Source organism: Massilia rhizosphaerae (assembly GCF_016093545.1).
GTDB classification, from domain to species: Bacteria; Pseudomonadota; Gammaproteobacteria; order Burkholderiales; family Burkholderiaceae_D; genus Telluria; species Telluria rhizosphaerae.
This window is the reverse complement of record NZ_JADKYX010000028.1, coordinates 55213-80150: the sequence shown is the minus strand read 5'-3', so window position 1 is coordinate 80150 and position 24938 is coordinate 55213. Positions and strand designations below refer to the sequence as shown.

General features: G+C 67.4%; 19 protein-coding genes and 1 riboswitch. Of the genes, 10 read left to right on the top strand and 9 right to left on the bottom strand.

Features of this window, described 5'->3' with window-relative positions:
* From lptC to ISF28_RS28410, 3 genes are read right to left on the bottom strand one after another with little or no spacing between them, the layout of a single operon-like run.
* Positions 1–603, bottom strand: coding sequence for an LPS export ABC transporter periplasmic protein LptC (gene lptC, locus ISF28_RS28420; protein WP_198120549.1), 603 nt, complete (start codon positions 601–603; stop codon positions 1–3).
* Positions 604–606: 3 nt separating this feature from the next.
* On the bottom strand, positions 607–1140 hold the full coding sequence (locus ISF28_RS28415; protein ID WP_229519441.1) for a KdsC family phosphatase: 534 nt from the start codon (positions 1138–1140) through the stop codon (positions 607–609).
* Entirely contained in the window at positions 1140–2162 is a 1023-nt protein-coding gene (locus ISF28_RS28410) for a KpsF/GutQ family sugar-phosphate isomerase (protein WP_370663513.1), read from the bottom strand. Before ISF28_RS28410 ends, ISF28_RS28415 begins: the two co-directional genes overlap by 1 nt.
* Positions 2163–2247: 85 nt before the next feature.
* On the opposite strand from ISF28_RS28410, the gene ISF28_RS28405 reads away from it, so the two are divergent.
* The gene (locus tag ISF28_RS28405) at positions 2248–4230 is read left to right on the top strand and encodes a monovalent cation:proton antiporter family protein (RefSeq protein ID WP_198120547.1); all 1983 of its coding nucleotides are present in this window, start codon (positions 2248–2250) and stop codon (positions 4228–4230) included.
* Between the two features lie 23 nt (positions 4231–4253).
* Here ISF28_RS28405 and ISF28_RS28400 read toward each other — a convergent pair whose 3' ends face one another.
* The 4 genes from ISF28_RS28400 to ISF28_RS28385 form a co-directional block, all read right to left on the bottom strand.
* A complete protein-coding gene (locus ISF28_RS28400; RefSeq protein WP_198120546.1) occupies positions 4254–5372 on the bottom strand; it encodes a GGDEF domain-containing protein in 1119 nt (372 codons plus the stop codon).
* Between the two features lie 107 nt (positions 5373–5479).
* The gene (locus tag ISF28_RS28395) at positions 5480–6100 is read right to left on the bottom strand and encodes an alpha/beta hydrolase family protein (RefSeq protein ID WP_198120545.1); all 621 of its coding nucleotides are present in this window, start codon (positions 6098–6100) and stop codon (positions 5480–5482) included.
* Entirely contained in the window at positions 6097–6942 is an 846-nt protein-coding gene (locus ISF28_RS28390) for an MOSC domain-containing protein (protein ID WP_198120544.1), read from the bottom strand. The genes ISF28_RS28395 and ISF28_RS28390 overlap by 4 nt, the downstream gene beginning before the upstream one ends.
* A 46-nt stretch (positions 6943–6988) precedes the next feature.
* On the bottom strand, positions 6989–7894 hold the full coding sequence (locus ISF28_RS28385; protein WP_198120543.1) for a LysR family transcriptional regulator: 906 nt from the start codon (positions 7892–7894) through the stop codon (positions 6989–6991).
* Positions 7895–7995: 101 nt separating this feature from the next.
* Between ISF28_RS28385 and ISF28_RS28380 the strand changes: the two genes are divergently transcribed.
* The 6 genes from ISF28_RS28380 (at position 7996) to thiE (ending at position 13340) form a co-directional block, all read left to right on the top strand.
* A complete protein-coding gene (locus tag ISF28_RS28380; RefSeq protein ID WP_198120542.1) occupies positions 7996–8793 on the top strand; it encodes an alpha/beta fold hydrolase in 798 nt (265 codons plus the stop codon).
* A 43-nt stretch (positions 8794–8836) separates the two neighbouring features.
* A riboswitch (TPP riboswitch) is annotated at positions 8837–8940 on the top strand.
* 75 nt (positions 8941–9015) lie between these two features.
* Positions 9016–10929, top strand: coding sequence for a phosphomethylpyrimidine synthase ThiC (thiC, locus tag ISF28_RS28375; RefSeq protein WP_198120541.1), 1914 nt, complete (start codon positions 9016–9018; stop codon positions 10927–10929).
* Between the two features lie 4 nt (positions 10930–10933).
* On the top strand, positions 10934–11137 hold the full coding sequence (thiS, locus tag ISF28_RS28370) for a sulfur carrier protein ThiS (RefSeq protein WP_198120540.1): 204 nt from the start codon (positions 10934–10936) through the stop codon (positions 11135–11137).
* Positions 11138–11162: 25 nt separating this feature from the next.
* Positions 11163–11954 (top strand): thiazole synthase, encoded by a 792-nt coding sequence (locus tag ISF28_RS28365; protein ID WP_198120539.1) that lies wholly within the window; start codon positions 11163–11165, stop codon positions 11952–11954.
* Entirely contained in the window at positions 11954–12721 is a 768-nt protein-coding gene (gene thiD / locus ISF28_RS28360) for a bifunctional hydroxymethylpyrimidine kinase/phosphomethylpyrimidine kinase (RefSeq protein WP_198120538.1), read from the top strand. Before ISF28_RS28365 ends, thiD begins: the two co-directional genes overlap by 1 nt.
* Positions 12722–12734: 13 nt before the next feature.
* Positions 12735–13340 (top strand): thiamine phosphate synthase, encoded by a 606-nt coding sequence (gene thiE, locus ISF28_RS28355; RefSeq protein WP_198120537.1) that lies wholly within the window; start codon positions 12735–12737, stop codon positions 13338–13340.
* 66 nt (positions 13341–13406) lie between these two features.
* Here the strand turns inward: thiE and ISF28_RS28350 are convergent, their stop codons facing one another.
* On the bottom strand, positions 13407–15383 hold the full coding sequence (locus ISF28_RS28350; RefSeq protein ID WP_198120536.1) for a PhoX family protein: 1977 nt from the start codon (positions 15381–15383) through the stop codon (positions 13407–13409).
* 239 nt (positions 15384–15622) lie between these two features.
* On the opposite strand from ISF28_RS28350, the gene ISF28_RS28345 reads away from it, so the two are divergent.
* The gene (locus tag ISF28_RS28345) at positions 15623–17038 is read left to right on the top strand and encodes a hypothetical protein (protein ID WP_198120535.1); all 1416 of its coding nucleotides are present in this window, start codon (positions 15623–15625) and stop codon (positions 17036–17038) included.
* 1327 nt (positions 17039–18365) lie between these two features.
* Entirely contained in the window at positions 18366–18755 is a 390-nt protein-coding gene (locus ISF28_RS31335; protein WP_370663515.1) for a GMC oxidoreductase, read from the top strand.
* Positions 18756–18770: 15 nt separating this feature from the next.
* On the opposite strand, the gene ISF28_RS28335 is transcribed toward ISF28_RS31335, so the two are convergent.
* Complete coding sequence (locus ISF28_RS28335) at positions 18771–22292, bottom strand: DEAD/DEAH box helicase (protein ID WP_198120533.1); 3522 nt, start codon at positions 22290–22292, stop codon at positions 18771–18773.
* A 151-nt stretch (positions 22293–22443) separates the two neighbouring features.
* On the opposite strand from ISF28_RS28335, the gene ISF28_RS28330 reads away from it, so the two are divergent.
* A complete protein-coding gene (locus ISF28_RS28330) occupies positions 22444–24927 on the top strand; it encodes a type VI secretion system Vgr family protein (protein WP_198120532.1) in 2484 nt (827 codons plus the stop codon).
* Positions 24928–24938 lie beyond the last annotated feature (11 nt).

Sequence of the window (24938 nt, the reverse complement as noted above, 5' to 3'; positions counted from 1 at the left end):
TCAGCGCGACTGGCGCGGCGGATAGTTGACTTCCCCGCGGCCGCCCAGCGCGATCTGCTGCGTGGCGTTATTGGCCACCATGCCCACGGCGTCGACCGACGCTTTGCCGAGCGTCATGTGGATCGGCCGGTCGGTCTTGGCGATCTCGTCGTCCGTCAGCAAGGTCAGGACGTCGGTGCGGATGCGCAGCGGCTGCGTCGTCGCGTTGCCGGGGCGCTGGATGTCGACGTTGCCCGTCAGGTCGATCTGGTTCTGGTCCTGGTTGACGAGCGCGTGGTCGGCCGTCATCGTCATCGGCGGATGCTCGGCCGTGAGGCTCTGCACGACGGGCTTGTCGACGAGGGCCGTGTTGTCGGCCGGGCGGTGCGTCAGGCGTTCGCCCGAAATCACGTAGCGCGGCTTGCCGGCCTCAGACATGCGCACCCAGCTGAAGTTCTCGACGATGTAGTCCGGTTCGTTGCCCGCGCTGGCGTGCGGCCCGTTGTCCTCGCCCTGCATCACCTGCACGAGCCAGAAGCTGCCGAACGCGCAGAACACGGCGAACAGCATCAGGATCAGCAGGCGCCAGCGGTGCGCGGTGCGCTTGTAGGACGCGGGAGCCATGGTCTACCCGAAGTAGGGCGCGAGCGCCTGCTCGTACGTGCCCTGGGCGCGCATGACCATGTCGCACACTTCGCGCACGGCGCCGCGGCCGCCGGGGTTCTGCGTCACGTAATGCGCGCGGTACTGCACTTCCGGATGGCCGCTCGGCACGGTCACGGCAAAGCCCACGCGCGTGAACAGCGGCAGGTCGATCACGTCGTCGCCGATGTAGCCGCACTCCTCGGCCGTCACGCCGGTTTTATTCAGCAGGTCGGCGAACGCGAGGCGCTTGTCGTGCTGGCCCTGGAACACGTGCGTGATCCCGAGGTCGGCGGCGCGCTTGATGACGATGGGCGACGTGCGCGCGCTGATGATCGCGGTTTGCACGCCCGTGCGGTTCAAGAGCTGGATGCCGAGGCCGTCCAGCACGTAGAACGTCTTCGTGACTTCGCCGTCCGGGCCATAGGTCAGGCTGCCGTCGGTGAGGACGCCGTCGACGTCGAAGATCATGACTTTCACGCGCGCCGCGCGCTCCATGTGTGCCAGCGGGGTCACCATCAGATCACCTTGGCGCGCGTGAGGTCGTGGATGTGCAGCGCGCCCACCAGCACGCCGTCGGCGTCGGTGACGAGCATCTGATTGATGCGGAATTCTTCCATCACGGCGACGGCGTCCACCGCCAGCTGTTCCGGATGCACGCGGCGCGGATTCGGGTGCATGACGTCGCGGATGACGAGCCTGGAAAAATCCTGGGCCTTCTCGATCAGGCGGCGCAGGTCGCCGTCCGTGAACACGCCGACGGGCTTGCCGGCATCGTCGACGATGGCCGTCATGCCCATGCCCTTGTGCGAGATTTCCAGCAGCGCGTCGGTCAGCAGCGCGTCCGGCTTCACTTTCGGCACCGCGTCGCCGCTGCGCATCACGTCGCGCACGTGGGTCAGCAGGCGGCGGCCCAGCGCGCCGCCCGGATGCGAACGCGCGAAATCGTCCGACTTGAAGCCGCGCAGTTCGAGCAGCGCGACGGCCAGCGCGTCGCCCAGCGCGAGCGTCGCGGTGGTGCTCGCGGTCGGCGCCAGGTTCAGCGGGCAGGCTTCCTTCTCGACGGAGACGTCCAGGTGCACGTCCGCCGCCAGCGCCAGCGTGGATTCCGGCTTGCCGGTCATCGCGATCACGGGCACGCCCATGCGCTTGACGGCCGGGATCACGACGGCCAGCTCGCTGCTTTCGCCGGAATACGAGATCGCGACCAGGACGTCCTGCGCGGTCACCATGCCGAGGTCGCCGTGCGCGGCTTCGCCCGGATGCAGGAACAGCGCGGGGGTGCCCGTCGAGGCCAGCGTCGCCGCGATCTTGCGGCCGATATGGCCCGACTTGCCCATGCCGGAAACGACGACGCGGCCGCGGCAACCCATCATCAGCGCGACGGCACGCGGCACGCTGTCGTCGCGGCCGAGGCGCGCGGCCAGCTTGCGGATTGCTTCGCCTTCGACATCCAGCGCGGCGCGGGCCAGGTCCAGTGCCCGGCTCGCCTGGGCCGCATTAAAACTTGTCAGCATTGTTTTTTCATCGGTTACACTCATAAGCAAAGTATAGCCGAATTGGGAAAGCAAAAAACTTGCCAGACGTAACAAACAACATGTTTACGGGACCTCATCGTCAACCGGTATGACCTCAGGCCTCGAACTCACCCTCCTTTTGCTGGGCAGCGCCGTCCTCGGCGTCGTCGCGTTCCGGATGCTGCACCTGCCGCCCATGCTGGGCTATCTCGCGGTGGGCGTGCTGATCGGGCCGCACGCCCTGAACCTCGCCGACAACGGGACGACGACGCAGGCGCTGGCCGAATTCGGCGTCGTCTTCCTCATGTTCTCCATCGGGCTGGAGTTCTCGCTGACCCAGTTGCGCGCCATGCGCCGCATCGTGTTCGGCCTCGGGCTCGCGCAGGTCGTGCTGACCATCGTCGTCACCGTGCTGGCGTCGCTGCTGACGCGCTACCTGCCGCCCTCGATGCACGTCGGCTGGCAGGCCGCGCTGGCGCTGGGCGGCGCGCTCGCGATGTCGTCCACGGCCATCGTGTCGAAACTGTTGACGGAGCGGCTGGAGCTGGAAAGCGAGCACGGACGCCGCATCATCGGCATCCTGCTGTTCCAGGATCTCGCCGTCGTGCCCCTGCTGATCCTGATCCCGTCGCTGGCGAAGCCGCCCGAGGAACTCGCGATGACGCTCGCGTGGGCCGGCATCAAGGCGGCCGCCGTGCTGGCGCTTCTTCTGTTCTTCGGCCAGAAGCTGATGCGCAAATGGTTCAACATCGTCGTCAAGCGCCGCTCGCAGGAATTGTTCATGCTGAACCTGCTGCTCGTGACCCTGGGCGCCGCGGCGATCACGGAACATGCCGGGCTATCGATGGCGCTGGGCGCATTCGTGGCCGGCATGCTGATCTCCGAGACGCCCTACAAGCACCAGGTGGAAGAAGACATCAAACCGTTCCGCGACGTGCTGCTGGGCCTCTTCTTCATCACCATCGGCATGCTGCTGAACGTGCACCTGGTGCTCGCGAACTGGGCGCTGGTCCTGCTCCTGCTGGCGTTGCCCGTCATGATGAAATTCGTGCTGATCGCGCTGCTGGCCAAGGCGTTCGGCTCGTCCGACGGCGTCGCCATGCGCACCGGCCTCGCGCTCGCCCAGGCCGGCGAGTTCGGCTTCGTGATGCTGAACCTCGCCTCGGGATCCAACCTGATCCCGCCGTTCCTGATCCAGCTGGTGCTCGCGTCGATGGTGCTGTCGATGCTGGCCGCGCCGTTCGTCATCTCCCACATGGACAAGCTGGTGATGAAGATCGCCACCAACGAATGGATGCTGCAATCGCTGCAGCTGACGCAGATCGCGAGCCGCACGATGGCCGCGCAGAAGCACGTGATCATCGCCGGCTTCGGCCGCAGCGGCCAGTCGCTCGCCACCTTGCTGTCGGAAGAAAAGCTGCCGTGGTACGCGCTCGACCTCGACCCCGAGCGCGTGCAGGAAGCGCGCACGGCCGGCATCAACGTCTCGTACGGCGACTGCACCCGGCGCGAAGCCCTGATCGCGGCCGGCATCAACCGCGCCAGCGCCCTCGTGATCACGTTCGCCGACACGCGCCTCGCGCTGAAAATGCTGCACCTCGTGCACGAGCTGGCGCCGAAGCTGCCCGTGATCGTGCGCGCCCACGACGACACCGAACTGGACGTGCTGAAAAAGGCCGGCGCCACCGAGGTCGTGCCGGAAGCGCTGGAATCGAGCCTGATGCTGGCGTCGCACGCGCTGGTCGTGATGGGCGTGCCGCTGCGCCGCGTCGTGCACCGCGTGCAGGCCGCGCGCGACGAGCGCTACGCGTCGCTGCGCGGCTTCTTCCACGGCGCCAGCGACGTCGCGGACGGCACGGAACACAACTACGTGCGGCTGCATTCGGTGACCCTGCGCGACGACGCGAACGCCGTCGGGCGCTCGATCGCGGAGCTGGAGCTGGACGAAGTCGGGGCCGAAGTGACGGCCGTGCGGCGCGGGAACGAGCGCATCGAGCCGGCACCGGAGACGACGTTGCGGGCGGGAGATGTGGTCGTGTTGCGCGGGACCGGGAACGCGGTGACCCGAGCCGAAGGACGATTGTTGCGCTGAATGGTGGGCGCGGGGCGCCCACCCTACGCCATCGCGACGACCTTGTTGCGGCCACTCTCTTTGGCTTGGTATAACGCCTGGTCGGCCTGCGCGACGAGCTGCTGCGCCACGCCTTCGATCGCGTGGTCGCGCTCGAAATCGTCGAGCGTCGCTACGCCGATCGACACCGACACCGCCAGCGTCTGCCCTTCCGACAGCAGGAACGGCCGCTCGGCCACGCTGGCGCGGATGCGCTGGGCGACCATGCTGGCGCTCTCCAGGTCCGCGTCGATCAGCAGCACGACGAATTCCTCGCCGCCGAAGCGGCCCAGCGCGTCCGTCATGCGCAGCTCCGCCTTGATGCGCGCCGCGACTTCGCGCAGCACGTCGTCGCCGGCCAGGTGGCCGTACGTGTCGTTGACCTGCTTGAACCAATCGATGTCGATGTACATGCACGACAGCCGGTACGCCTGGCGCCGCGCGCGCGAGATTTCCTCGACGAGGCGGCGGTCCATGTAGCGGCGGTTGTAGACGCCCGTCAGCGCATCGGTGAGGCCGATGTACTTCAGCATCTCGTTGCTGATCACGTTTTCCAGGCAGATCGCGATGATCGACGCCATGTGCTCGACGAAGTCCGTGCCGAGCAGCGGCGTGAAGCGGGCCGGATCGCGGCTGCCCAGGTTCAGGCTGCCGATCAGGCGTTTATTGCGCAGCAGCGGCACGAGCGCCACGCTGGCCAGGCCCGCGGGCGGATGGGGAAAGGCGTAGCGCTGCGTGGCCGCGTCGAACGGCACCAGCCGCGGTTTCGGCGCGCGGCCGCCGGCCAGGTCGAATCCGAGCCCGTCGACGTTTTCGTGGAACAGCAGATTGGGAAACGCCTCGAAATCCACGCCCAGCTTGTGCATCACCGTGTAGATGTCGGCGTCCGTGTCGACCAGCGACAAGGTGACGGCATCGAGGTCGGAAACCACGGGCAGCAGGCGGAAGATGGTGCCGATCAGTTCCTGGAAGGTGCTCGCGCCGACGATTTCCAGGTCGAACGCCTGGTGCCGCATCATGATGGCGTGGTTGCCCTCGGCCTGGCCCATCAGGCTGGCCAACTGGCGGCGCAAGGCCTCGTTCTCGGCGATGAGTTCGCGCACGCTGGCGCCGCGCTCGTGCATGTGTGGTTCCCCTTCAGCAAGAAACCCTAATTTACGCGAATCTACGCGCCTTGGAAACGAAAATGATGAGTATAGGTTAATAACATTGCCAAGATGTCATGCGAATGTCATGCGAATGACTGGCAAATGGCCTGCCATGCATGTTCCAGCAACGGCGGCGCCAGCAGGTGGACGGCGCGCGGCACGACGGTGAGCCGCACGTCCGCGCCCAGCGCGGTGAGACGCTCGAACGCCTGCTCGCTGTGCCGCACAGGCACGGTCCGGTCCATGCGGCCGTGCACGAGGCTCACCATCGTGCGCCGCTCCCAGGCGTCCGGCAGCGGCGCGCAGCGGCCGGCGACGGCGACCACGTGGCGCGCGAGGAAGCGGTCACCGCACGCGGCCAGCGCCATGATCGCGCCCTGCGAAAAGCCCGCCAGCACGGTCGTTGCCGGCGTCGCGCCGTGCGTGCGCTGCAGGTCTTCGATGACGCCGACGAACGTCGGCAGCGCCGCGCGCACGCGCGCCGGGCGGTTGTCTTCCGTGATGCCGTCCACGGACACCCACTGAAAACCCGAGCCGCCGCGGTCGCAGGGCCAGGCGGCGGGCGGCACCACCACGCGCGCGTCCGGGTCGTGCGCGGCGACCAGGTCGGCCAGCGACGCCATGTCGGACGGCTGGCCGCCCACGCCGTGCAGCAGGACGATCAGGGGACGGTCCGCGCGCACCGCGGCGGCGCCGTGGGTCAAAACGCGATTTCCGTTGCCAGTTCCTGGCCGAGATGCAGCTCGCTGCCGGCCCCCGCCGTGACGATGCAATTCATGCCGAGGCACACGGCGCCTTCCATGCGCGGATTGGCGCGGTAGGTCTGCAGGATGTCGAGCGGGTTCGGCCCCGGGATGCCCGTCGCCTGGTCGATGGACGGGATCGGGCAGCGCGCGCACGGCTTCACGGGGCGGATTTCGACGCCGCCCACCGTCAGCGTGGCCAGGAAATCCTCTTCGCAGGTGTCGAGGCCGTCGACGACGAGGTTCGGGCGGAAGCGGTCCATCGGCAGCGCGTGGCGGCCGGCCGCGACGAGGCGCGCATTGAGGTCGTCGAGCGACGCCTGGCCGATCAGCAGCAGCGGATAGCCGTCCGCGAAGCGCGTCTGCGCCGGCACGCCGTTCGTCCACTTGGTGCTCGTCGGCCGCACGACGTCGCGGCGAAAGCGCACGAGGCGGCACGGCGTATCCAGCGCGGCCGAGAACCAGGCGGCGGCCGCGTCGCCGCAATCGGCGGCGTCGACCGTGTCGTCCCAGATCTGCACGGTGCGCTTGCGCGCCGCCTCGTCCCACGCGAGCGGCAGCGCCAGGTCGTCCATGCCGGGCGCGTGGACGCGCAGCGTGTCGCCGTCCGGCAGCGGGCGGACCAGCGCCATGCGCGGATGCTCGCGCTGCGTGAGGAAGCGGCCGTCTTCCGTCACCAGCATCCATTCGCGGTCGTGCACGCCCAGCGCATACAGGCCGGATTCGTTCACGACGGCGGACCGGACGGCGATGCCGGCGCAGGATTTGATCGGGTACAGGAGCAGATGGGTCAGGATGGCCATGGGTCGCGCATGCGGAACGATAAAAAATGACGCCGACAGTATCGCATCAAACGCCGTCGATGTCCGCCGGCCGGGAAAAACGGCTGGCCAAGAAATCGATCAGCAGGCGCAGCTTTTTCGACACGTGGCGCTTGCTGAGGTAGAGGGCGTGGATGTCCAGCGCGCCGCTGGCGAACGTCGTCAGGATGGGCACCAGATCGCCCCTTGCTACCGCCGGTTCGAGCGCGAACGCCGGTCCGAACACGATGCCCAGCCCCAGGCGCGCGGACTGGCACGCCAGCGCCACCGAATTCGAGCGCAGCGGGCCGTCGACCCGCACCGTCGTCTGCCTGCCGTCCACCTCGTACCACCACTCGCCCGGCGTCGTCACGCCGTTCAGGTACAGGCAGCGGTGCCCGGCCAGTTCGGACGGATGCGCCGGCGTGCCGCGGCGCGCGAGATAGGCGGGCGCCGCGCACGTGATCATGCGGCTCGCCCCGAGCCGGCGCGCGGCGAGCGACGAATCGGGCAGGCGGCCGATGCGCAGCGCCAGGTCGAAGCCTTCGCCGGCGAGGTCGGCGAAGCGGTCCGTCAGTTCGATGTCGAGCTCGATCTCCGGGTAGCGTTCGAGGAAGGCCGCCAGCGCGGGCGCCAGGTACTGCTCGCCGAACGCCACCGGGGCCGTCAGCCGCAGCAGGCCGCGCGGCACGGTCTGCAACTGCATCGCTTCGCGGTTGGCGTCCTCGATGTCGGCGAGGATCTGCACGCAGCGCCGGAAATAATTTTCGCCCGCTTCCGTGAGCGCGAGCTTGCGCGTGGTGAGCGTCAGCAGGGGCACGCCCAGGCTCTGCTCCAGGCCGCGCAGGTGCTTGCTCACCATCGCGTGCGACAGTCCGAAATGGCGCGCCGCCGCGGCCAGGCTGCCGCCTTCCACGCTCCTGACGAATACGGCCATGCTGGTCACCCGGTCCATGCGATCTCCCACCTGAGGTTGTAGATGATGCTACGAAATACCGGATTATCGTACGAATCCGAGCAAGCTAAAGTGCCGCATCCATCGACACAGGAGCTGCAATGCACATCAAGACCAACGGCATCGAACTGAACGTGGACCTCCACGGCACGGGCGACACCACCCTGCTCTACCTGCACTACTGGGGCGGCTCGGCGCGCACGTGGCGGGCCGTGACCGACGCGCTGCCCGGCGATGTCGCCCACGTGGCCGTGGACCTGCGCGGCTGGGGCGACTCCGCCAAGCCCGACGCCGGCTACGGCCTGGCCGACCTGGCGGCGGACGTGCACGGCGTGATCGGCGCGCTGGCGCTGGAGCGCTACGTCCTCGTCGGCCATTCGATGGGCGGCAAGCTGGCGCAATACCTGGCAAGCGACAGCCCGGCCGGCCTTGTCGGCCTCGCCCTTGTGGCGCCGTCGCCGCCGCTGCCCCTGCCGCTCGCCACGGCGCAGCGCGACGCCATGGTGCGCGCCTACGACGACGCGGCCTCGATCCACGCCACGCTCGACCACGTGCTGACGGCCGGTCCGCTGCCGCATGCGCTGCGCGGCCAAGTCGTCGAAGACAGCCTGCGCGGCGCGCCCGCCGCGAAACGGGCGTGGCCGCACGGCGCGATGGCGGAAGACATCACGGACCGGGCGCGCCGGATCGCCGTGCCGGTGACCGTCGTTTCCGGCGAACTGGACCGCGTCGATCCGCCGGCGGCGCTGCTCACGCACCTGCTGCCGTTCATCCCGCACGCGGTGCTGGAAACCGTGCCCGGACGCGGCCACTTGCTGCCGCTGGAGGCGCCGGACGCCGTCGCGCATGCGATCCGGCGCTTTATCGCCGGTCTCGCGCCACGTTTGCAAAGCGCATAAAACCCGCGTACACTCCGTCCCGTCGTTTCGCCACCCGAAACGGCATCAATGCTAGGGGTCCTGCGCCGTCACCGGCGGCGTGGGTGAGAAATACCCTCCGAACCTGATCTGGATAATGCCAGCGAAGGGAAGCTACAGAGTTCCGCGTGTGCCGTTCGCCCGCCCCCCTCTTCGCACTCCTGAGCTGGATCGCCGATCTACAGTGACCAACAAGGAGTGCACTTGAACGCCGATCCGAAATTCCTCTCCGCCAGCGCCACCGTCGACGCCGCCGCCGTCGCCCCGCTGCCCAATTCCCGCAAGGTCTACGTGACGGGCAGCCGCCCGGACATCCGCGTGCCGATGCGCGAGATCACCCAGTCCGACACGCCCGCGTCGTTCGGCCATGAACCGAATCCGCCCGTGTGGGTCTACGACACGTCCGGCCCGTACACCGATCCGGAGGCACGCATCGACATCCGCTCCGGCTTGAGCCCCCTGCGCGCCGCCTGGATCCGCGAGCGCGGCGACACCGAAGAACTGGCCGGCCCGTCGTCGCACTACGGCGTCGAACGCCTGAACGACCCGAAACTGGCCGAGCTGCGCTTCCATTTGCAGCGCAAGCCGCGCCGCGCCGTCGCCGGGCGTAACGTCACGCAGATGCACTACGCGCGCCAGGGGATCGTCACGCCCGAGATGGAATACGTCGCCATCCGCGAAAACCTGCGGCGCCAGGAATACCTCGCCGCGCTGGAAGCGGCCGGCCCCACGGGTAAGCGCATGGCGCAGATGATCGGCCGCCAGCATCCGGGCCAGTCGTTCGGCGCCAGCATCCCGCGCGAGATCACCCCGGAATTCGTGCGCGACGAGATCGCGAAAGGCCGCGCCATCCTGCCGAACAACATCAACCACCCGGAATCCGAGCCGATGATCATCGGCCGCAACTTCCTCGTGAAGATCAACGCCAACATCGGCAACTCGGCCGTGACGTCGTCGATCGGCGAGGAAGTCGAGAAGATGACGTGGGCCACGCGCTGGGGCGGCGACACCGTGATGGATCTCTCCACCGGCAAGCATATCCACGAAACGCGCGAATGGATCATCCGGAACAGCCCCGTCCCCATCGGCACGGTGCCGCTGTACCAGGCGCTGGAAAAGGTGCACGGCAAGGCGGAAGACCTGACGTGGGAAATCTACCGCGACACGCTGATCGAACAGGCGGAGCAAGGCGTCGACTACTTCACCATCCACGCCGGCGTGCGCCTCGCCTACGTGCCGATGACCGCGAACCGCTTGACGGGCATCGTCTCGCGCGGCGGCTCGATCATGGCCAAGTGGTGCCTCGCCCACCACAAGGAATCGTTCCTGTACACGCATTTCGAAGAGATCTGCGAGATCATGAAGGCGTACGACGTGGCGTTCAGCCTGGGCGACGGCCTGCGTCCCGGCTCGATCTACGACGCCAACGACGAAGCCCAGCTGTCCGAACTGAAGACGCTCGGCGAGCTGACGCAGGTCGCGTGGAAGCACGACGTGCAGGTGATGATCGAGGGCCCGGGCCACGTGCCGCTGCAGCTGATCAAGGAAAACATGGACCTGCAGCTGGAGCAGTGCCACGAGGCGCCGTTCTACACCCTCGGCCCGCTCACGACCGACATCGCGCCGGGCTACGACCACATCACGTCCGGCATCGGCGCCGCCAACATCGGCTGGTACGGCACGGCGATGCTGTGCTACGTGACGCCGAAGGAGCACCTGGGCCTGCCCGACAAGGACGACGTCAAGGACGGCATCATCACCTACAAGATCGCGGCGCACGCGGCCGACCTGGCCAAGGGCCATCCGGGCGCGCAGATCCGCGACAACGCGCTGTCCAAGGCGCGCTTCGAATTCCGCTGGGAAGACCAGTTCAACCTCGGCCTCGACCCGGACAAGGCGCGCTCCTTCCACGACGAGACCCTGCCGAAGGATTCCGCCAAGGTGGCGCACTTCTGCTCGATGTGCGGCCCGCACTTCTGCTCGATGAAGATCACGCAGGAAGTGCGCGACTACGCGGCCAACCAAGGCATCGCCGAGGGCGCCGCGCTGGAACAGGGCATGCAGGTGAAAGCCGTCGAGTTCATGAAGCGCGGCGCCGAGCTGTATCACAAGGAGTGACGCCGTGCTGGAAATCGAATTGAACGGCGCCGCGCACACGCTGCCGGGCGAGTCCAGCCTGCACGACCTCGTCGAGTCGCTGGGCCTCGCCGGACAGAAGCTCGCGCTGGCCGTGAACCGCCAGGTCGTGCCGCGCGAGCGCTGGCGCGACACGCTACTTTCCGCGCGCGACCGCGTGGACGTGGTGCGCGCCATCGGCGGCGGCTGATCCCTGATATCGAAAGGAATACGACATGACGACAACGCATGCGGACCGGCCTTTGACCATCGCCGGCAAGGAATACAACTCGCGCCTGCTGGTGGGCAGCGGCAAATACCGCGACCTGGAACAGACGCGAGAAGCGACCGAAGCGTCGGGGGCCGACATCATCACGGTGGCGATCCGCCGCGTGAACATCGGCCAGCACGCGAACGAACCGAACCTGCTCGACGTGGTGCCGCCGTCGCGCTACACGATCCTGCCCAACACGGCGGGCTGCTACAACGCGAAGGATGCCATCTACACGCTGCAGCTGGCGCGCGAGCTGCTGAACGGCCACAAGCTCGTCAAGCTGGAGGTGCTGGGCGACGAGAAGACGCTGTTCCCGAACATGCCGGAGACGCTGCTCGCCGCGCGCGAGCTGGTGCGCGACGGCTTCGACGTGATGGTGTATTGCAGCGACGACCCGATCCAGGCGCGCATGCTGGAAGACATCGGCTGCGCCGCGATCATGCCGCTCGCGTCGCTGATCGGTTCCGGCATGGGCATCCTGAATCCGTGGAACCTGTCGCTCATCATCGAGCAGGCCAAGGTGCCGGTGATCGTGGACGCCGGCGTCGGCACGGCGTCCGACGCGGCCATCGCGATGGAGCTGGGCTGCGACGGCGTGCTGATGAACAGCGCCATCGCCGGCGCGCAGGACCCGGTGCGGATGGCTCGCGCGATGCGCCTGGCGGTGGAGGCGGGCCGCGAAGCCTATCTCGCCGGCCGCATGCCGCGCAAGTTCGCGGCATCGCCGTCGTCGCCGATGGCGGGTCGCATCTGATGCAGTCCCACCTGCGGCCCTGCGTGCTCGTGTGCGCCGGGCTCGATCCGTCGGGCGGGGCCGGCATCCAGGCCGACATCGAAGCGATTTCCGCCCAGGGCGCGCACGCGCTGCCACTCGTGACGGCGCTGACGGTTCAGGACAACAACGCGGTGCGCGAGGTCGTCCCCGTCGACGCCGGCGTGCTGCGGCGCCAGGCCGCGCTGCTGGCCGAGACGATGCGCATCCGCGCGGTAAAAATCGGCATTCCCGGCAGCCTGGAAAACGCCGAGGCGATCGCCGCCATCGTCGTGATGCTGCGCGCGATCCGGCGCGACCTGCCGGTGGTGCTGGACCCCGTGCTGGCCAGCGGCCGCGGCGACAGCCTGGCGCGCGGCGACGCGCTGGCCGCGCTCGCGCCGCTGCTGGCCGTCACGACCCTGCTCGTGCCGAACCTGCCGGAAGCGGCGGCGCTGGGCGTCGCTCCCAACGGCAGCACGCCGCTGCCCTGCCCCCACGTGCTCGTCACGGGCGGTCATGGCGAGGGCGCCGACGTCATCAACCGCTGGCTGAGCGCCGCGGGATCGCGCGAATGGCGCTGGCCGCGTCTGCGCGGCGAATTCCACGGCAGCGGCTGCACGCTGGCATCCAGCATCGCGGCCCGGCTGGCGCTGGGCGACTCGATGGCGCAGGCGCTCGAACTCGGCCAGCGCTGGTGCGACCGCACGCTCGCGCACGCGTACGCGATCGCGCCCGGCCAGCGCATCCCGCGCCGCATCCATCCTTGAGGAGAACAGAGACATGCGAGGTTTGTACCTGGTGACCCCGAACTGGGACGACACCGACCGGTTGCTGGACGTGACGGAGCAGGCGCTGCGCGCCGGCGCCGCGCTGATCCAGTACCGCCACAAGGACGCGGCGCCGACCTTGCGCCGCGAACAGGCCGGCGCGCTGCTCGCGCTGTGCCGGCGCCACGGCCGGCCACTGATCATCAACGACCACGTGATGCTGTGCGCGGACATCGACGCCGACGGCGTGCACGTGGGCGGCCTCGATGCGCCGGTGGAAGCCGTGCGCAATGCCGTCGGGCCGGACAAGATCGTCGGCGCGTCGTGCTACGGCGACCTGGAACTGGCGCGCCGCGCGCAGGGCGCGGGCGCGAGCTATGTCGCGTTCGGCGGCTTCTATCCGTCGCTGGTGAAGAAGTATGCGGTGACGACGTCGCCGGACATCGTGCGCGAGGCGAAGGCCAGCCTGTGCGTGCCGGTGGTGGTGATCGGCGGGATGACGGCGGCGAACGCGCGGCCGCTCGTGTCGCACGGGGCCGATATGGTGGCCGCGATCAGCAGCGTGGTGCAGGCGCCGGATCCGTTTTCGGCGGCGCGCGAGTTCGTTGGGCTCTTCTGAGTTTGGTGGGCACGGGGTGCCCACCCTACCGTAGGGTGGGCGCCCTGCGCCCACCACACGCTTGCGTTACGCCTTGGCGAGCTTGAACTGCGCGAGTTCGCCCGTCAGATACCCAACCGCCCCGCCGAACTTGTCCTTGTAATTGGCCTTGATGAGCGGATCCAGCGTGCCCTTGACGTTGGCATGGATGCCGACCCAGTCGCCCGGATGCTGGAAGTTGCTCATCACATAGGTCCAGCCATTGACGTCGTCCACCGCGTGCAGGCCGGTCGATTCCGCGCCCGACGGCACCGACAGCACGCGCGACAGCTGCTTCGTGTCGACGTTGTACGCCCACAGGAAGTTGTTGACGTGCAGGTTGCTGTCCTCGCCGATGAACAAGGTGCGCATCTTTTCCGAGAACTTGAGGTTGTCCGGGTTGGCGATCTTGTCCGGGTTGCCCGTGTTGCCGAGGGCGTCCGCCGCGATGTCCTCGCCGACCAGCAAGGCCTTGATGTCGACGGGCATCCACTCGCTGTTGATCGCATTGCCGGCCGTGTCCTTCTGGCCGCCCTTGAGGCTCAGCGCCATCACGGCGCCGGCGTTCAGCGCCTTCGGGATCGAGACGCCGTTGCCCGCCACGTTGGCCGCATTGCCGGCCACCATCGAGCCCTGGCAGTAGGACAGCGCCGAATACGCGACCTTGTCCTTGAGGTTGACGGTCGTGCCTTCCATCTTGGTAAAGCCCAGCGAGGCGCCCTGCAGCGCGGCGTAGCGGTGCGTTTCGAGGAAGGCCGCGGCCTTCTCCATGCCGGGCTTCAGCTTGACCCACTCGGTCTTGCCGCCGACGACGATCCTGGTGAAGCTCGCGTCCTGCGGATCGGCGGTGACGCGGTCCATGATGTCGGTCGCCTTCAGCGAGGCGGCCAGCGCGCGGATCTCGTCGCTGGTGGCCGAGCCGAGCTTGATCCACGTGAGCGGCGCAGCGGCGGCAGCCGGGTCGAGCGAGAAGCCGGCGCCGACCTTGGCGACGTACAGCGTGCCCGCTGACAGGTCCTTCTCCTTGTCGGCCACGAACACGAAGTAGGCGCTGTTGGTGGCGTCGTCGCCCATGATCACGGTGCGGTTGTCGCCCAGCACCTGCACCAGTTCGTGCGAGATGCGGCCCATGCAGTAGTGCTTCTTGATGGTGCCGGTGCCGTCCGCGTTCACCGTCACTTCCGGCAGGTGGCCGTAGTTGTACGGATTGGCCTTCGTCTCGTCGCCGTACAGGTTCTTGCTGAAGGCCTTGAACTGCTCGTCGCCGGCGGCGGTGAAGGCGTTCGGCTCGTATTCTTCGCTCGACAGGTGCGTGCCCCACGGCGACAGGCTGGCGCCGCACGTGATCCACAGGCCGTTCACGCCGGACGTGTCGACGTTGTGGTACTTCACGAGGGACAGCTTGCCGGTCGTCTTGTCCTGGTCGAGCGTCAGCACGGCGATCGGCGATGGCAGCTTGCCGTACATGTCCGTCTTGCCGTCCTGGGCCCATGTCGTGTACTCGAACTGCACGACGGCGAACACCGGATTGCCCTTCACGCCGGCCACGTTCGCGTTCGGCACGGTCAACAGGGACGTGCCGTCCGGCGAGTCCGAGAAGAACTGGCGCTCTTTGCCGGCGACGGTCGTGTCGACGATCGGTTTGTTGTCGATGTCGTAGTAGCCGCCGGCCAGGATGGTGCCGCCGCTGCCGTTCGCGACCAGGTCGCCCGTGATGAAGAACGGTTGATAGGACAGCTTGAAATCGAGCTTGCTGCTGTCGCTGAAATTGACCGTCATCGTCGAGGCGACCGACGTCGTGGCCATCGCGGCCGCGGTGGCCAGCGTCGGCGCCGCCATCGATCCGAACGACACGCTCGCGAGGGTCACGGCCGGCGTCGGCGCGGTGGTCGTCGGCGTGCCGTTGTCGCTGCCGCCGCAGCCGGCCATCAACGCGGCCACGCCGCCGGCGCCCAGCGGCAGCATCGGGGTGGCGCCCATCAGGCGAAGCAGGCGGCGGCGGGACAGGTCGGGATTCGGGTTCATGCGTCAACTCTCCAGGGTCGGTGGGAATGCCCGGAGATTAGTTGACAAGTATTTCACCTTCATTACATAACTTTAATGTTTCAGGCATTGACATCACCCCGACGCCGCCGTACGGCCGCGCCGTCAAGCGCCCTGCATGGGGCAAACCAAAATCCTTGCGCTTCTTCAAGGATGTGACATTTCCGGCGAGCTAGTTTCCAAGAGTAATCAAACTCATTGGACGAAAGGGGACGCATCGCATGAAATCCGGATTCTTCAGCATGGGCCTGTGCCTGATCCCGCTGGCCGCGGCAATCTCCGTCACCGCAACGGCCGCCCCGGTGCCGACGCCGTACGCGGACAACAACGGCGCGCTGCCGCCGTCCAGCCAGTACCACGGACCGCTGTTCAAGCTCAGTCACGCCTACCCGGCCAAGGTCGCGGCACCGGCCATGCCCTGGCGCGCCGCGATCCAGAACGGCCAGATCACCGTGCAGAACGCGAGCGTGTACGCCGAGGCGCTGAAGGCGGCGGTGTCGAGGGACATGCGGACGCTCCTGTTCGACTACGCCCACTGGGACGCCGCCAGGCGCGGCTGGTACAACGAACCGTGGCTGGGCAGCGCCGACGGCAGCTATGGCGGACGCGAAGCCATCCACGGCATGTACGTCGGCAGCAACCCGCTGGACGCCTCCCTGTTCGCCGCCAGCGGCCTGAAAAAGCCGATCACGACCTATGTGCTGACCTATTACGACAAGGTCGCGGCCCAGACCCTGAACCACGTCTGGACGGCCGGCGCCGGCATGAAGCCGAACGTGACGTCGTCCAGCACCCAGTTCGCGGAAGGCGCGATCATCGTCAAGGCCGCGTTCGTCACGGCCGGGCCGGACGTGTGGCCCGTGATGGCCGGCACGCAGGTCTGGCCGCTGTACATCACCACCAACGCCACGAGCGGCAACACGACACTGCCGAAGGTGACGAACACGTACCTGATGCAGTTCGACATCATCGTCAAGGACAGCCAGTCCGCGCCGGACACGGGCTGGGTCTTCACGACCCTCGTCTACGACAAGGACGCGAAGCCCGGCCCGAACGGCATCTGGGACCAGATGGTCGTCCTGGGCGCGCAATGGGGCAACGACCCGCAGGCCAACAGCACGGTCAATCCGGCCGCGCCCCTGCTGCAGAACTGGAACAACCCCGCCGCGCCCGCGTACGGCGGCGCCACGTTCGGCTGGGGCAACCGCCTGTCCGGCCCGAACGACGGCGCCATGAACGACATCGCCTACGAAGACGGCGGCACGACGAAGCAGGTCAAGAACGTCCAGGATTCGTCATGCATGAGCTGCCACAGCACGGCGCAATGGAACTGGAAGATCAACAACAGCCCCTCGTTCCTGCTGCCGGCGAAGGCCTACGACAAGAAGCTGCCGCCGCAATTCGTCGACAACAACCAGTACCTCGTCTCGCCGCCGCCCGGTTCGCCGGACTGGCTGCGCTGGTTCCAGAACCGCAAGGGCAACGTGCCGATGGACGCGGGCAGCATCGCCGCCGACTTCGACATGGTGCTGACCTTCAAATCGCTGCCGCTGTGGTACAGCGCCACGACGCACAAGCCGCACCTGCTGAACAGCCTCGACCTGCGCGGCAAACCGGCGCCGCGCGCCGGCAAATAAGGAGAGACCATGTCCTCCAACTACAAGCGTTTCTACACCACGGCCGGCAGCCTGCCGGCCGGGATCAACGAAGGCTATCCGGTGCCCGGCCCGCAGACGGCGGACGCCGACCGCATCGCCGCCAGCGCCTTCTTCACGACCGACTGGGCGCAGGCCCAGGCGACCAACTACGACTTCATCGTCATCGGCACGGGCCCGACGGCCGTCGCCTTCATCGACCGCGCGCTGGCGCGCAATCCACAGGCCCGCATCCTCGTGCTGGAACGCGGCGGCTACTGGCTGCCCGTGCATTACCAGATGCTGCCGATGGCCTTCCAGGCGACCACCTCCCCGTGCACGACATACCCATGGACGCGCAGCGCGGCGATGGCGACGACCGGATCGAAGTTCTTCCAGGCCGGCTACATCCCCGTGCTGGGCGGCCGCTCGACCTACTGGAGCGCGTGGTGCCCGGCCCCGGATCCGGCCCTGATGCGCGACTGGCCGCGGGCGCTCGTCGCCGTCACGCAACAACCCGGCTTCTGGGAGGGCGCCCGCGCCTTCCTGCACGTGACGACGGCCGACCGCATCGACGACGGCGTCTACGGCAGCCTGCAGCGCCAGCTGGACACCAACCTGCGCGAGAACTTCAAACGCTTCGTGCCGTCGGCCGAAGGCGCGTTCCCGGCGCCGATGGCCGTCGGCCACAGCGAGTGGCAGGGCGTGAAGTTCTACAAGCACGCGACGGTCGGCACCCTGCTCGGCCTGCAGCAGCGCCAGCAGGCCCTCGCGGCGCAGGGCCACGGCCAGGCGCTGGCGCTCGTCGACCAGTGCATCGTGAAGCGGCTGCTGCACGACAGCCAGGGCACCGTCACGGCGCTCGAGACGAGCCGCGGCCCCTTAAGCGTCGGCAACGCGCGCATCGTGCTGGCGATGGGCACGATCCCGCCCGCGACCCTGTTGATGAACTCCTTCGGAGACCAGCTGCCGAACATCGGCAAGCGCTACACGGGCCACTTCATGTCGCACGTCATCGCGCGCGTCAAGCGGTCGGCGTTCAAGGACCTGGCCGCGCTGGAACTGGGCGCGCAATACCTGCACGGCAAGGACGAGCAAGGCCTGCAATACCACGTGCAGGTGAGCGCCTTCGCGTCCAGCGACCCGGCCCGCGACGCCGCCACCATCGCCTACGAAGCCCCCGACGCCGCGGCCGTCGCGTCGCTGGCGCAGCTGGCCGGCTCGGAAGACTACGTCGTGTTCGTGTGCGCCACCCTGGGCGAGGTCGGAGAAAATAATCCCGACAACTGGATCCGCCCGAACGGGCGCCGACCCGACGACGAACATCACGGTGCAACTGCAGGCCGGCCCGCGCGAGCAGCACCTGTGGGACGTGCTCGACGAAGCGACCTATCAAACCATCGCCGCCCTGGCCAGCCGGGGCGCGGATGCGGCGGCGGAGATCGAATACTGGATCGAAGGCGGCGCGCCGGAACAGGGCTTCTGGCAGGCGCGCCGGCCGGCCGGGCAGCAGATCCGCCTGCCGATCATCGTGCACGAGGCGTCGGCGTTGTGGATCGGGGAGGATCCGGCCACGTCGGTCGTCGGCCTGGATTATCGGCCGCATGGGGTGAAGAACGTCTACGTGACCGGCGGCGGGTTGTTTCCGACGTCGGGGTCGTGGAATCCGACGTTGACCATGTGCGGGTTGGCGCAGGATTTGGCGCAGAAGCTGAGCTGACCCGCCCCGCGGCCGCTACCCGTTGACGCAGGTCCCGGCCGACGCACGCGCCGCCCCCGCGGTTCCCATCCCGACGCGCTGAAGGAAGACGTCGGGACGTATCCGCGGCAGCAACGCCGCGGAGGCGTCGGCAAAGTGCGGCAAGCCACCCCACAGGCCGGCATCGCCGATGAGGAAAAAGCGGTGCTGCGCCCGCGTGAGGGCCACGTTGAACAGGTTCGGCTTGCCGGCCGCCCACACGGCCGCACCACGCGTGGCGGCATCGCATCCCAGCACCATCCAGACCATGCTTTCTTCCTTGCCCTGGAACGTGTGGACCGTGCCGATGCGTGTCCGGCACCAGTCGCGCAACGTGCGCGCCGGCGGCTGGCTGCCGGCCGGCCAGACAGCGGCATTCACGAGCCTGCGTGCCAACGCCTCCTTGATGCGCCGGAACGGCGAAATCACGTACAGGGAGGGCAACCCGCCCGTGCGCAGGCTGAGTTCCACGATGGCCCTGCACACCAGTTCGATCTGCTCCGGAACGGCCTGCTTGTCCTGAGCCACGCCGCCGATGTCGACCCACGCGCTGGGGCCGACGTCGAGGCTGTCGGGCGGCGGCAGGCGCAGCGCCGGGTCGTGCTGGTCGAAATAGATCATCTTGCCGCGATAGGCGATCTGGTTCGCGATCGTGAACATCGGATCGACGCAGCGCCGGTGCACCCGCAGCGGACTGCCGATCCACTGGTTCGTGCCATCGGCCTCGATTCGCGCACCCAGCCCATTCGCCTCATCGGCCAGGTTCTGCACCGACGCCAGGTGCGGCTCGACCGGTTGTCCGGCGGGAAGTCGCGCGGTCCGGGCCAGCGCCTCGATCAACTTGATGGGTACGGTGAACACGGGCTCGATCTGCAGCGGATCGCCCACCACGACGGCGCGCCTGGAACGCCACAGCGCCCCCACCGCCGCCTGCGGCACCGCCTGGCCCGCCTCGTCGATGAACAGCCAGCCAAGGCTGTCCGGGCCCAGGTCGCGGAACTGTGTCGCAATCGACGCGAACGTGCTGGACACCACCGGCACGACCATGAACAGGCTTTGCCAGATGGCCTGCGCATGTTCGCTCTGCAGCAGCCGCTTGCCGCCCAGCATGCGGGTGACTGCCACCAGGTTGCCGCCGAACCCGCCCCCGTTTTGCAGGACTTCGGCGAGCCACGCCTCATGCAGCGCCAGCGCCGCGACGAACAGTGACGAGCGCAGCGCGTTGACCGTTTCGTCATGCCAGAGTCCCTGGATCTGCCAGCCGGGCTCCTCCAGCGCGGCGGCATCGTCGGGCCCATCCATCCCCGGGAACTGCCCGGCCAATGCATCGCGTTCGCGCTGGAGTACCTCCCATTCCTGCTCCCGCTCTGCCAACTCGCGCTGCGCCCGGGCGTGGTCCGCGGAGGCATCCTGGACGCGGCGGCGGCCGTCGGCGATCGCGGTGTCGACGGCGCGCCTGCGCGCCAGCCACTCGCGCTGCTGGCGCAGGTTGTCGGCCTGCTCGGCCTGGAACACCTGCTCGCGCTCGCGCCGCAACCAGCGCACCCACCATGCGGGGCGCATCCGTTCGGCCAGACGGAGTTCCTCACGCAGCGAGTCGAGCTGGCGCGTACACAATGCCTGTTCATCGTCGAGCTGCGCGAGCGCCGCCTGCGCGGCTTCGTGGGCCTGTGCCGCATGCGTCCGCCGTTCGTCGGCGTCGGCGCAAAACGCGGCCCGGGTGCGGCCACGCAGCCGCATGCTGAGGGCCGCATATCGATCGAGCAGCGCAATGCGTTGCGCGACCGCCCGGTCGGCCGCTGCGAACGCCGCGCGCGCCTCGGCGAAACTGGGGCCCGAATATTTTTCGCGCCACGTCCAGATCGATTGATGAACGTCGGGGTCGAAACCCTTGACGGGCCATTCCGCCCGCTTCGCATCGGCCGCCAGGCGGAACGCGAAGCCGGTGCGATTGCCCTTGCGGCCGAGCGCGCAGGCGACCAGTCCCCAGGGGGCATCGTCCGCACCGAGCTTGGCATAGTCACCCTTGGCGGTGCGCGCGGCGATGTTGTGCGCCACCGTCCTGAGGTAGCCCGCCCGCGCGCCGCCTTGCGCGTCACGCCAGGGCGTCTTGCCCGTCTTCCCCAACGCCTTCGACTTGGGCAGGTCGCGCGAGAGGTTCTCGACGGCCGCGTTGTTGGACGACGCGACCACCATTTCGAAGCCGGCGAGTTCCGGCCGCAGGCGCGCGACGGCGCAACTCCCCCCGTTCTGGAAATCGACCTGCACGACGTCGGCGAAGGCCTCGCCCGCGCGTGCGAGACCCGCCAGCGCGCGGGCGCGCCGCGTGATCAGTTCGGCGAACACGTCGCGCAGCAGCGTCGTCTTGCCGGTGCCGGGCGGTCCGTTCACGGAAAAGACGCCGCCGGATTCGAGCCGTTCGAACAGACCGTTGATGGCGAACTGCTGCATCAAGCTCATCGCATGCGCGGGTTCGCCGGGCCAGTGGGCGGACGGCAGCCGTGCCGGCGCAAGCGCCGCGAGCATCGCCTCCCTGCCGGGCGCCGTGTACAAGTCGAGGCGCCGCTCCTGGGGCAGCGGCGCGAGATAGGCATGCAACGCCGGGCTCGCCGTGCCGCGCTCCAGCGAGGCGATAGCGCGCTCGATATCCTTGGCAAAAAAACTGTTGAGGATCTCGACTTCGATCTCGTCCGCGCCGCCGGCGGCGTCCTCGTCGTCCTCGTCGTCCGATGCGACACGCGGTCCGCCGCCGCGCTCCGCGGAAGCCTTCGCATTCGCCTGCCGCTTTTTCGGATTTTCTTCGACGCTGCGGGCCCGGATGACGATGGCCGCGATACCGTCGCGCCCGGCCGCGGGCGCGAATCCCGTCCAGTCTTCGAACACCGCCTGCAACGTCAGCAGTTCTTGCGCAGAAAGGGGAACCGGCATCATGACGGACTCGCCGGTGCCCGCCTCCCGCGCCCACGCCGTCGGCCGCGCGCGGCGGAATTCCCGCAGCGATTCCTTGAGATCCTCGATGCCGGCCTGGAAGGCATCGAAATCCAGCGCGTCCAGCCGACCGGCCCGTTGTATCCGCCCCAACGCCCACGGCGCAGTAGAAACGGAAACGTCGTCCAACCCGGGTTCGCCGGCCGGCCCGATCCTGAGTTTCGCCATGCAGGTCAGACCCTCCAACGCGCCGCGCTCGTCCTGCTCGACGGTTTCGCCTTCCGTCGGTGACGCGCGCAACACCTGCCGCGTCACCTCGGCGAGGAGCGACTTGTCGAACACGCCGAAATACACGTCGAAGCCGGTGAGCTCGCGCCCAGGCGGCAGGCACGGCTGCCATAGGGGACGTTCCGCGCGCCGCAAGGCGGCCACGGACCAGGTCTGAACGGCCCATTCCGCGTCGTGCGCTTCCATGACCTGCTGTTCGAGGTCAAATGGGATGAAAAATTCAACCTGGTGCCAGAAGCGCAAAATACGGCCGGCGTCGGATTGCGGCTTGCGGTCGTTCATATCGATTGTTTCGGATTTCATGCCGCTTATGTTAATTCATCGCTCGAGGATGCAGGGACAATCGGTCGCGCAGCAGAATCCCAGGTCTTGCTCTTTATCAAGATCGCCCCAGACCTATTGGTTACGTTAACCGACGGAAACCGGATACCTGATCAACCATCGGAGGCGAGACATGGATGGGAGCCAAGCGATCGCGGCGGGCGCCGCGCTATCGGCGTTCGGTCTCGGTGCGCAGCACGACCGCTTGATACGCCTGGCTTTCCCACGCGGCGACGGACCGGACGCCATCCTCCTGCCCAACCGACTGAGCGCACACGAGGAAATCTCGCGCTGCTTCCGCTTCGACGTCGAACTCCTGTCCGATGACGCGCAGCTCCCCCTGAAGTCGATGATGGCCAGGATGGTGACGATATCCGTCGTGCGCGAAGACGGCTCATTGCGCTACTTCAACGGCTACGTCACCGAATTCCAGTTCCTGCGCGCCGACGGCGGTTTCGCCTTCTATCGCATGGTGCTCGAACCCTGGTTGGCATTCGCCAAGCTGCGCAAGGACAACGTGTCGTTCCACGGCAAGAGCGTCATCGAACTGACCGAACTCACCTTCGCCCATTACCGCCAGGCCGACTGGCGCACGCACATCGTCGACGAATTTCCGCGGATGACCTGCGCGAACCAGTACGACGAGACCGACTACAACCATTTGCACCGCCGCTGGGAGGCGCTGGGGCTGGCGTACCACTACGAGCACCGGGCGGATGGACACACGCTGTGGCTGTACGACAGGACGACGCTCGTGCGGCCCATCGACCCGACCGGCATCGACGATTCGGAAACGATCCCGTTCCGCGACAAGGCGGGCTCGCTGGAAGACGACGGCATCCGCGAATGGCGTCCCGTACGCCGGATCGGCTCGGGCCAGACGACATTGGTGAGCTTCGACTACAAGAACCCGATTGCGCAGCGCTCGACCGCCGAGTCCCTGAACGACCAGGGCGACGTCTTTCCGTACGAAATCTACGAGAACACGGGCTCGTACGGTTTCCGCACGCACAACGAGGGGGAAAAACTCGCCTACCAGCGCATGGGCGAGCGCGACGCCAACAGGCAATACTTCGAAGCCCGCGGCAACGACCGGACCGCCCAGCCGGGCCGCTACTTCAAGCTGGCCGATCACTTCAGTGCCGAGTTGCAGTCGCCCAGGCACGGCGAACCGGCCAAGCCCAGCATCCGGAATCGCCACTACCTGATCCTGTCCGTCGACCACGAGGCCAGCAACAACTACCAGGCCGGACCGGGCGCGCCATCGCATTACGAGAACACCTTCCGGTGCGTGCGCAAGGACATCCCGTGGCGCCCGGGCCGGCACTACAACAGCCAGCCGTGCACCTACCCCGGCATCCAGACGGCCATCGTGGTCGGGCCCGCCGGTGCCGAGATCCATACCGATGGCTACGGACGTGTCAAGATCCAACACCACTGGGACCGGCTGGGCAACTCCGACGAGAACAGTTCCGCGTGGCTGCGCGTCATGTCGCCGGGCGCGGGCAGCCGGTTCGGGAATATTCGCCTGCCGCGGGTGGGCGAGGAAGTGGCGGTAGTTTTTCTGGATGCGAACATCGATCACCCTGTGATTCTTGGGGCGCTGTACAACGCCAAACACATGCCTCCTTGGCAATTGCCTAGCCAGCGGGCGTTGAGCGGTTTGCGCAGCAGGGAATTGGGCGAAGACGGCCGGCGCGGCAATCACCTGATCCTTGACGATACTGCCGGCAAGATCCAGGCGCAGCTGAAAAGCGATCATCAGTGCAGTCAGTTGTCGCTTGGGCACATTACACGGATCGAGGACACGTCCGGCAGGAAAGACCCTCGCGGTGAAGGGTGGGAGTTACGGACTGATGGGCACGGAGTAGCCCGTGCGGCGATGGGTATGTTGATCACGACCGAATCGCGCAACAATGCCGCCCTACACAGCAAGGACATGGGCGAAACCGTCGAACGCCTATCTGCAGCAGGCGAGATTCACGAAAACCTGGCGGAAACGGCCACGCTGAACAGTGCACAAGATTCGCCGGCGCAGCAGGGCGCCGTGGTTGACGTCATCAAGAAGCAAAATGAGAGCATCAAAGGTAACGGGACCGACGACGCCAAGTTCCCGGAGCTGGCTCAACCGCACCTCGTGCTGTCCAGCCCTGCCGGCATCGTGACTTCGACGGCGCGGTCGACGCACATCGCCAGCGATGGGAATACCGCGCTCACGACCGGCCGTAGCCTGTCAATCGCCAGCGGAGATAGCCTGTTCGCCAGTATCCGCCGGACCCTCCGCCTGTTCGTGCACAAGGCCGGAATGAAGATGGTCGCCTCGGCAGGAAACATCGACATGGAAGCGCTGTCGGACAGCATCAATCTTCTAGCCAGGCTAAACATTACGCAGAGCGCGAATACGATCACCATTACCGCCAAGGAAGACGTCGTGATCAATGGCGGGGGCAGCTACGCGAAGTTCTCTGCCAGTGGAATCGAACACGGCACCAGCGGCACCTTTGTCGCGCATGCGGCGACGCATAGCTTCGTTGACGCAAAGAGCATGGATGCCAACGTATTGATCCCCAGTCAGGGCGGTCACGATCCAAAAGGCACTTTTATCTTCTCGGCATAAGCGGGCGACTC

Coding starts and splice junctions, on each gene's coding strand:
- ISF28_RS28350 (WP_198120536.1), bottom strand. CDS start 15,383: ATGAACCCGAATCCCGACCTGTCCCGCCGCCGCCTGCTTCGCCTGATG.
- ISF28_RS28405 (WP_198120547.1), top strand. CDS start 2,248: ATGACCTCAGGCCTCGAACTCACCCTCCTTTTGCTGGGCAGCGCCGTC.
- lptC (WP_198120549.1), bottom strand. CDS start 603: ATGGCTCCCGCGTCCTACAAGCGCACCGCGCACCGCTGGCGCCTGCTG.
- thiE (WP_198120537.1), top strand. CDS start 12,735: ATGCGAGGTTTGTACCTGGTGACCCCGAACTGGGACGACACCGACCGG.
- ISF28_RS28330 (WP_198120532.1), top strand. CDS start 22,444: ATGGATGGGAGCCAAGCGATCGCGGCGGGCGCCGCGCTATCGGCGTTC.
- ISF28_RS28385 (WP_198120543.1), bottom strand. CDS start 7,894: ATGGACCGGGTGACCAGCATGGCCGTATTCGTCAGGAGCGTGGAAGGC.
- ISF28_RS28345 (WP_198120535.1), top strand. CDS start 15,623: ATGAAATCCGGATTCTTCAGCATGGGCCTGTGCCTGATCCCGCTGGCC.
- ISF28_RS28335 (WP_198120533.1), bottom strand. CDS start 22,292: ATGAAATCCGAAACAATCGATATGAACGACCGCAAGCCGCAATCCGAC.
- ISF28_RS28415 (WP_229519441.1), bottom strand. CDS start 1,140: ATGGTGACCCCGCTGGCACACATGGAGCGCGCGGCGCGCGTGAAAGTC.
- ISF28_RS28400 (WP_198120546.1), bottom strand. CDS start 5,372: ATGCACGAGCGCGGCGCCAGCGTGCGCGAACTCATCGCCGAGAACGAG.
- thiD (WP_198120538.1), top strand. CDS start 11,954: ATGCAGTCCCACCTGCGGCCCTGCGTGCTCGTGTGCGCCGGGCTCGAT.
- ISF28_RS28410 (WP_370663513.1), bottom strand. CDS start 2,162: ATGAGTGTAACCGATGAAAAAACAATGCTGACAAGTTTTAATGCGGCC.
- ISF28_RS28390 (WP_198120544.1), bottom strand. CDS start 6,942: ATGGCCATCCTGACCCATCTGCTCCTGTACCCGATCAAATCCTGCGCC.
- ISF28_RS28365 (WP_198120539.1), top strand. CDS start 11,163: ATGACGACAACGCATGCGGACCGGCCTTTGACCATCGCCGGCAAGGAA.
- ISF28_RS28380 (WP_198120542.1), top strand. CDS start 7,996: ATGCACATCAAGACCAACGGCATCGAACTGAACGTGGACCTCCACGGC.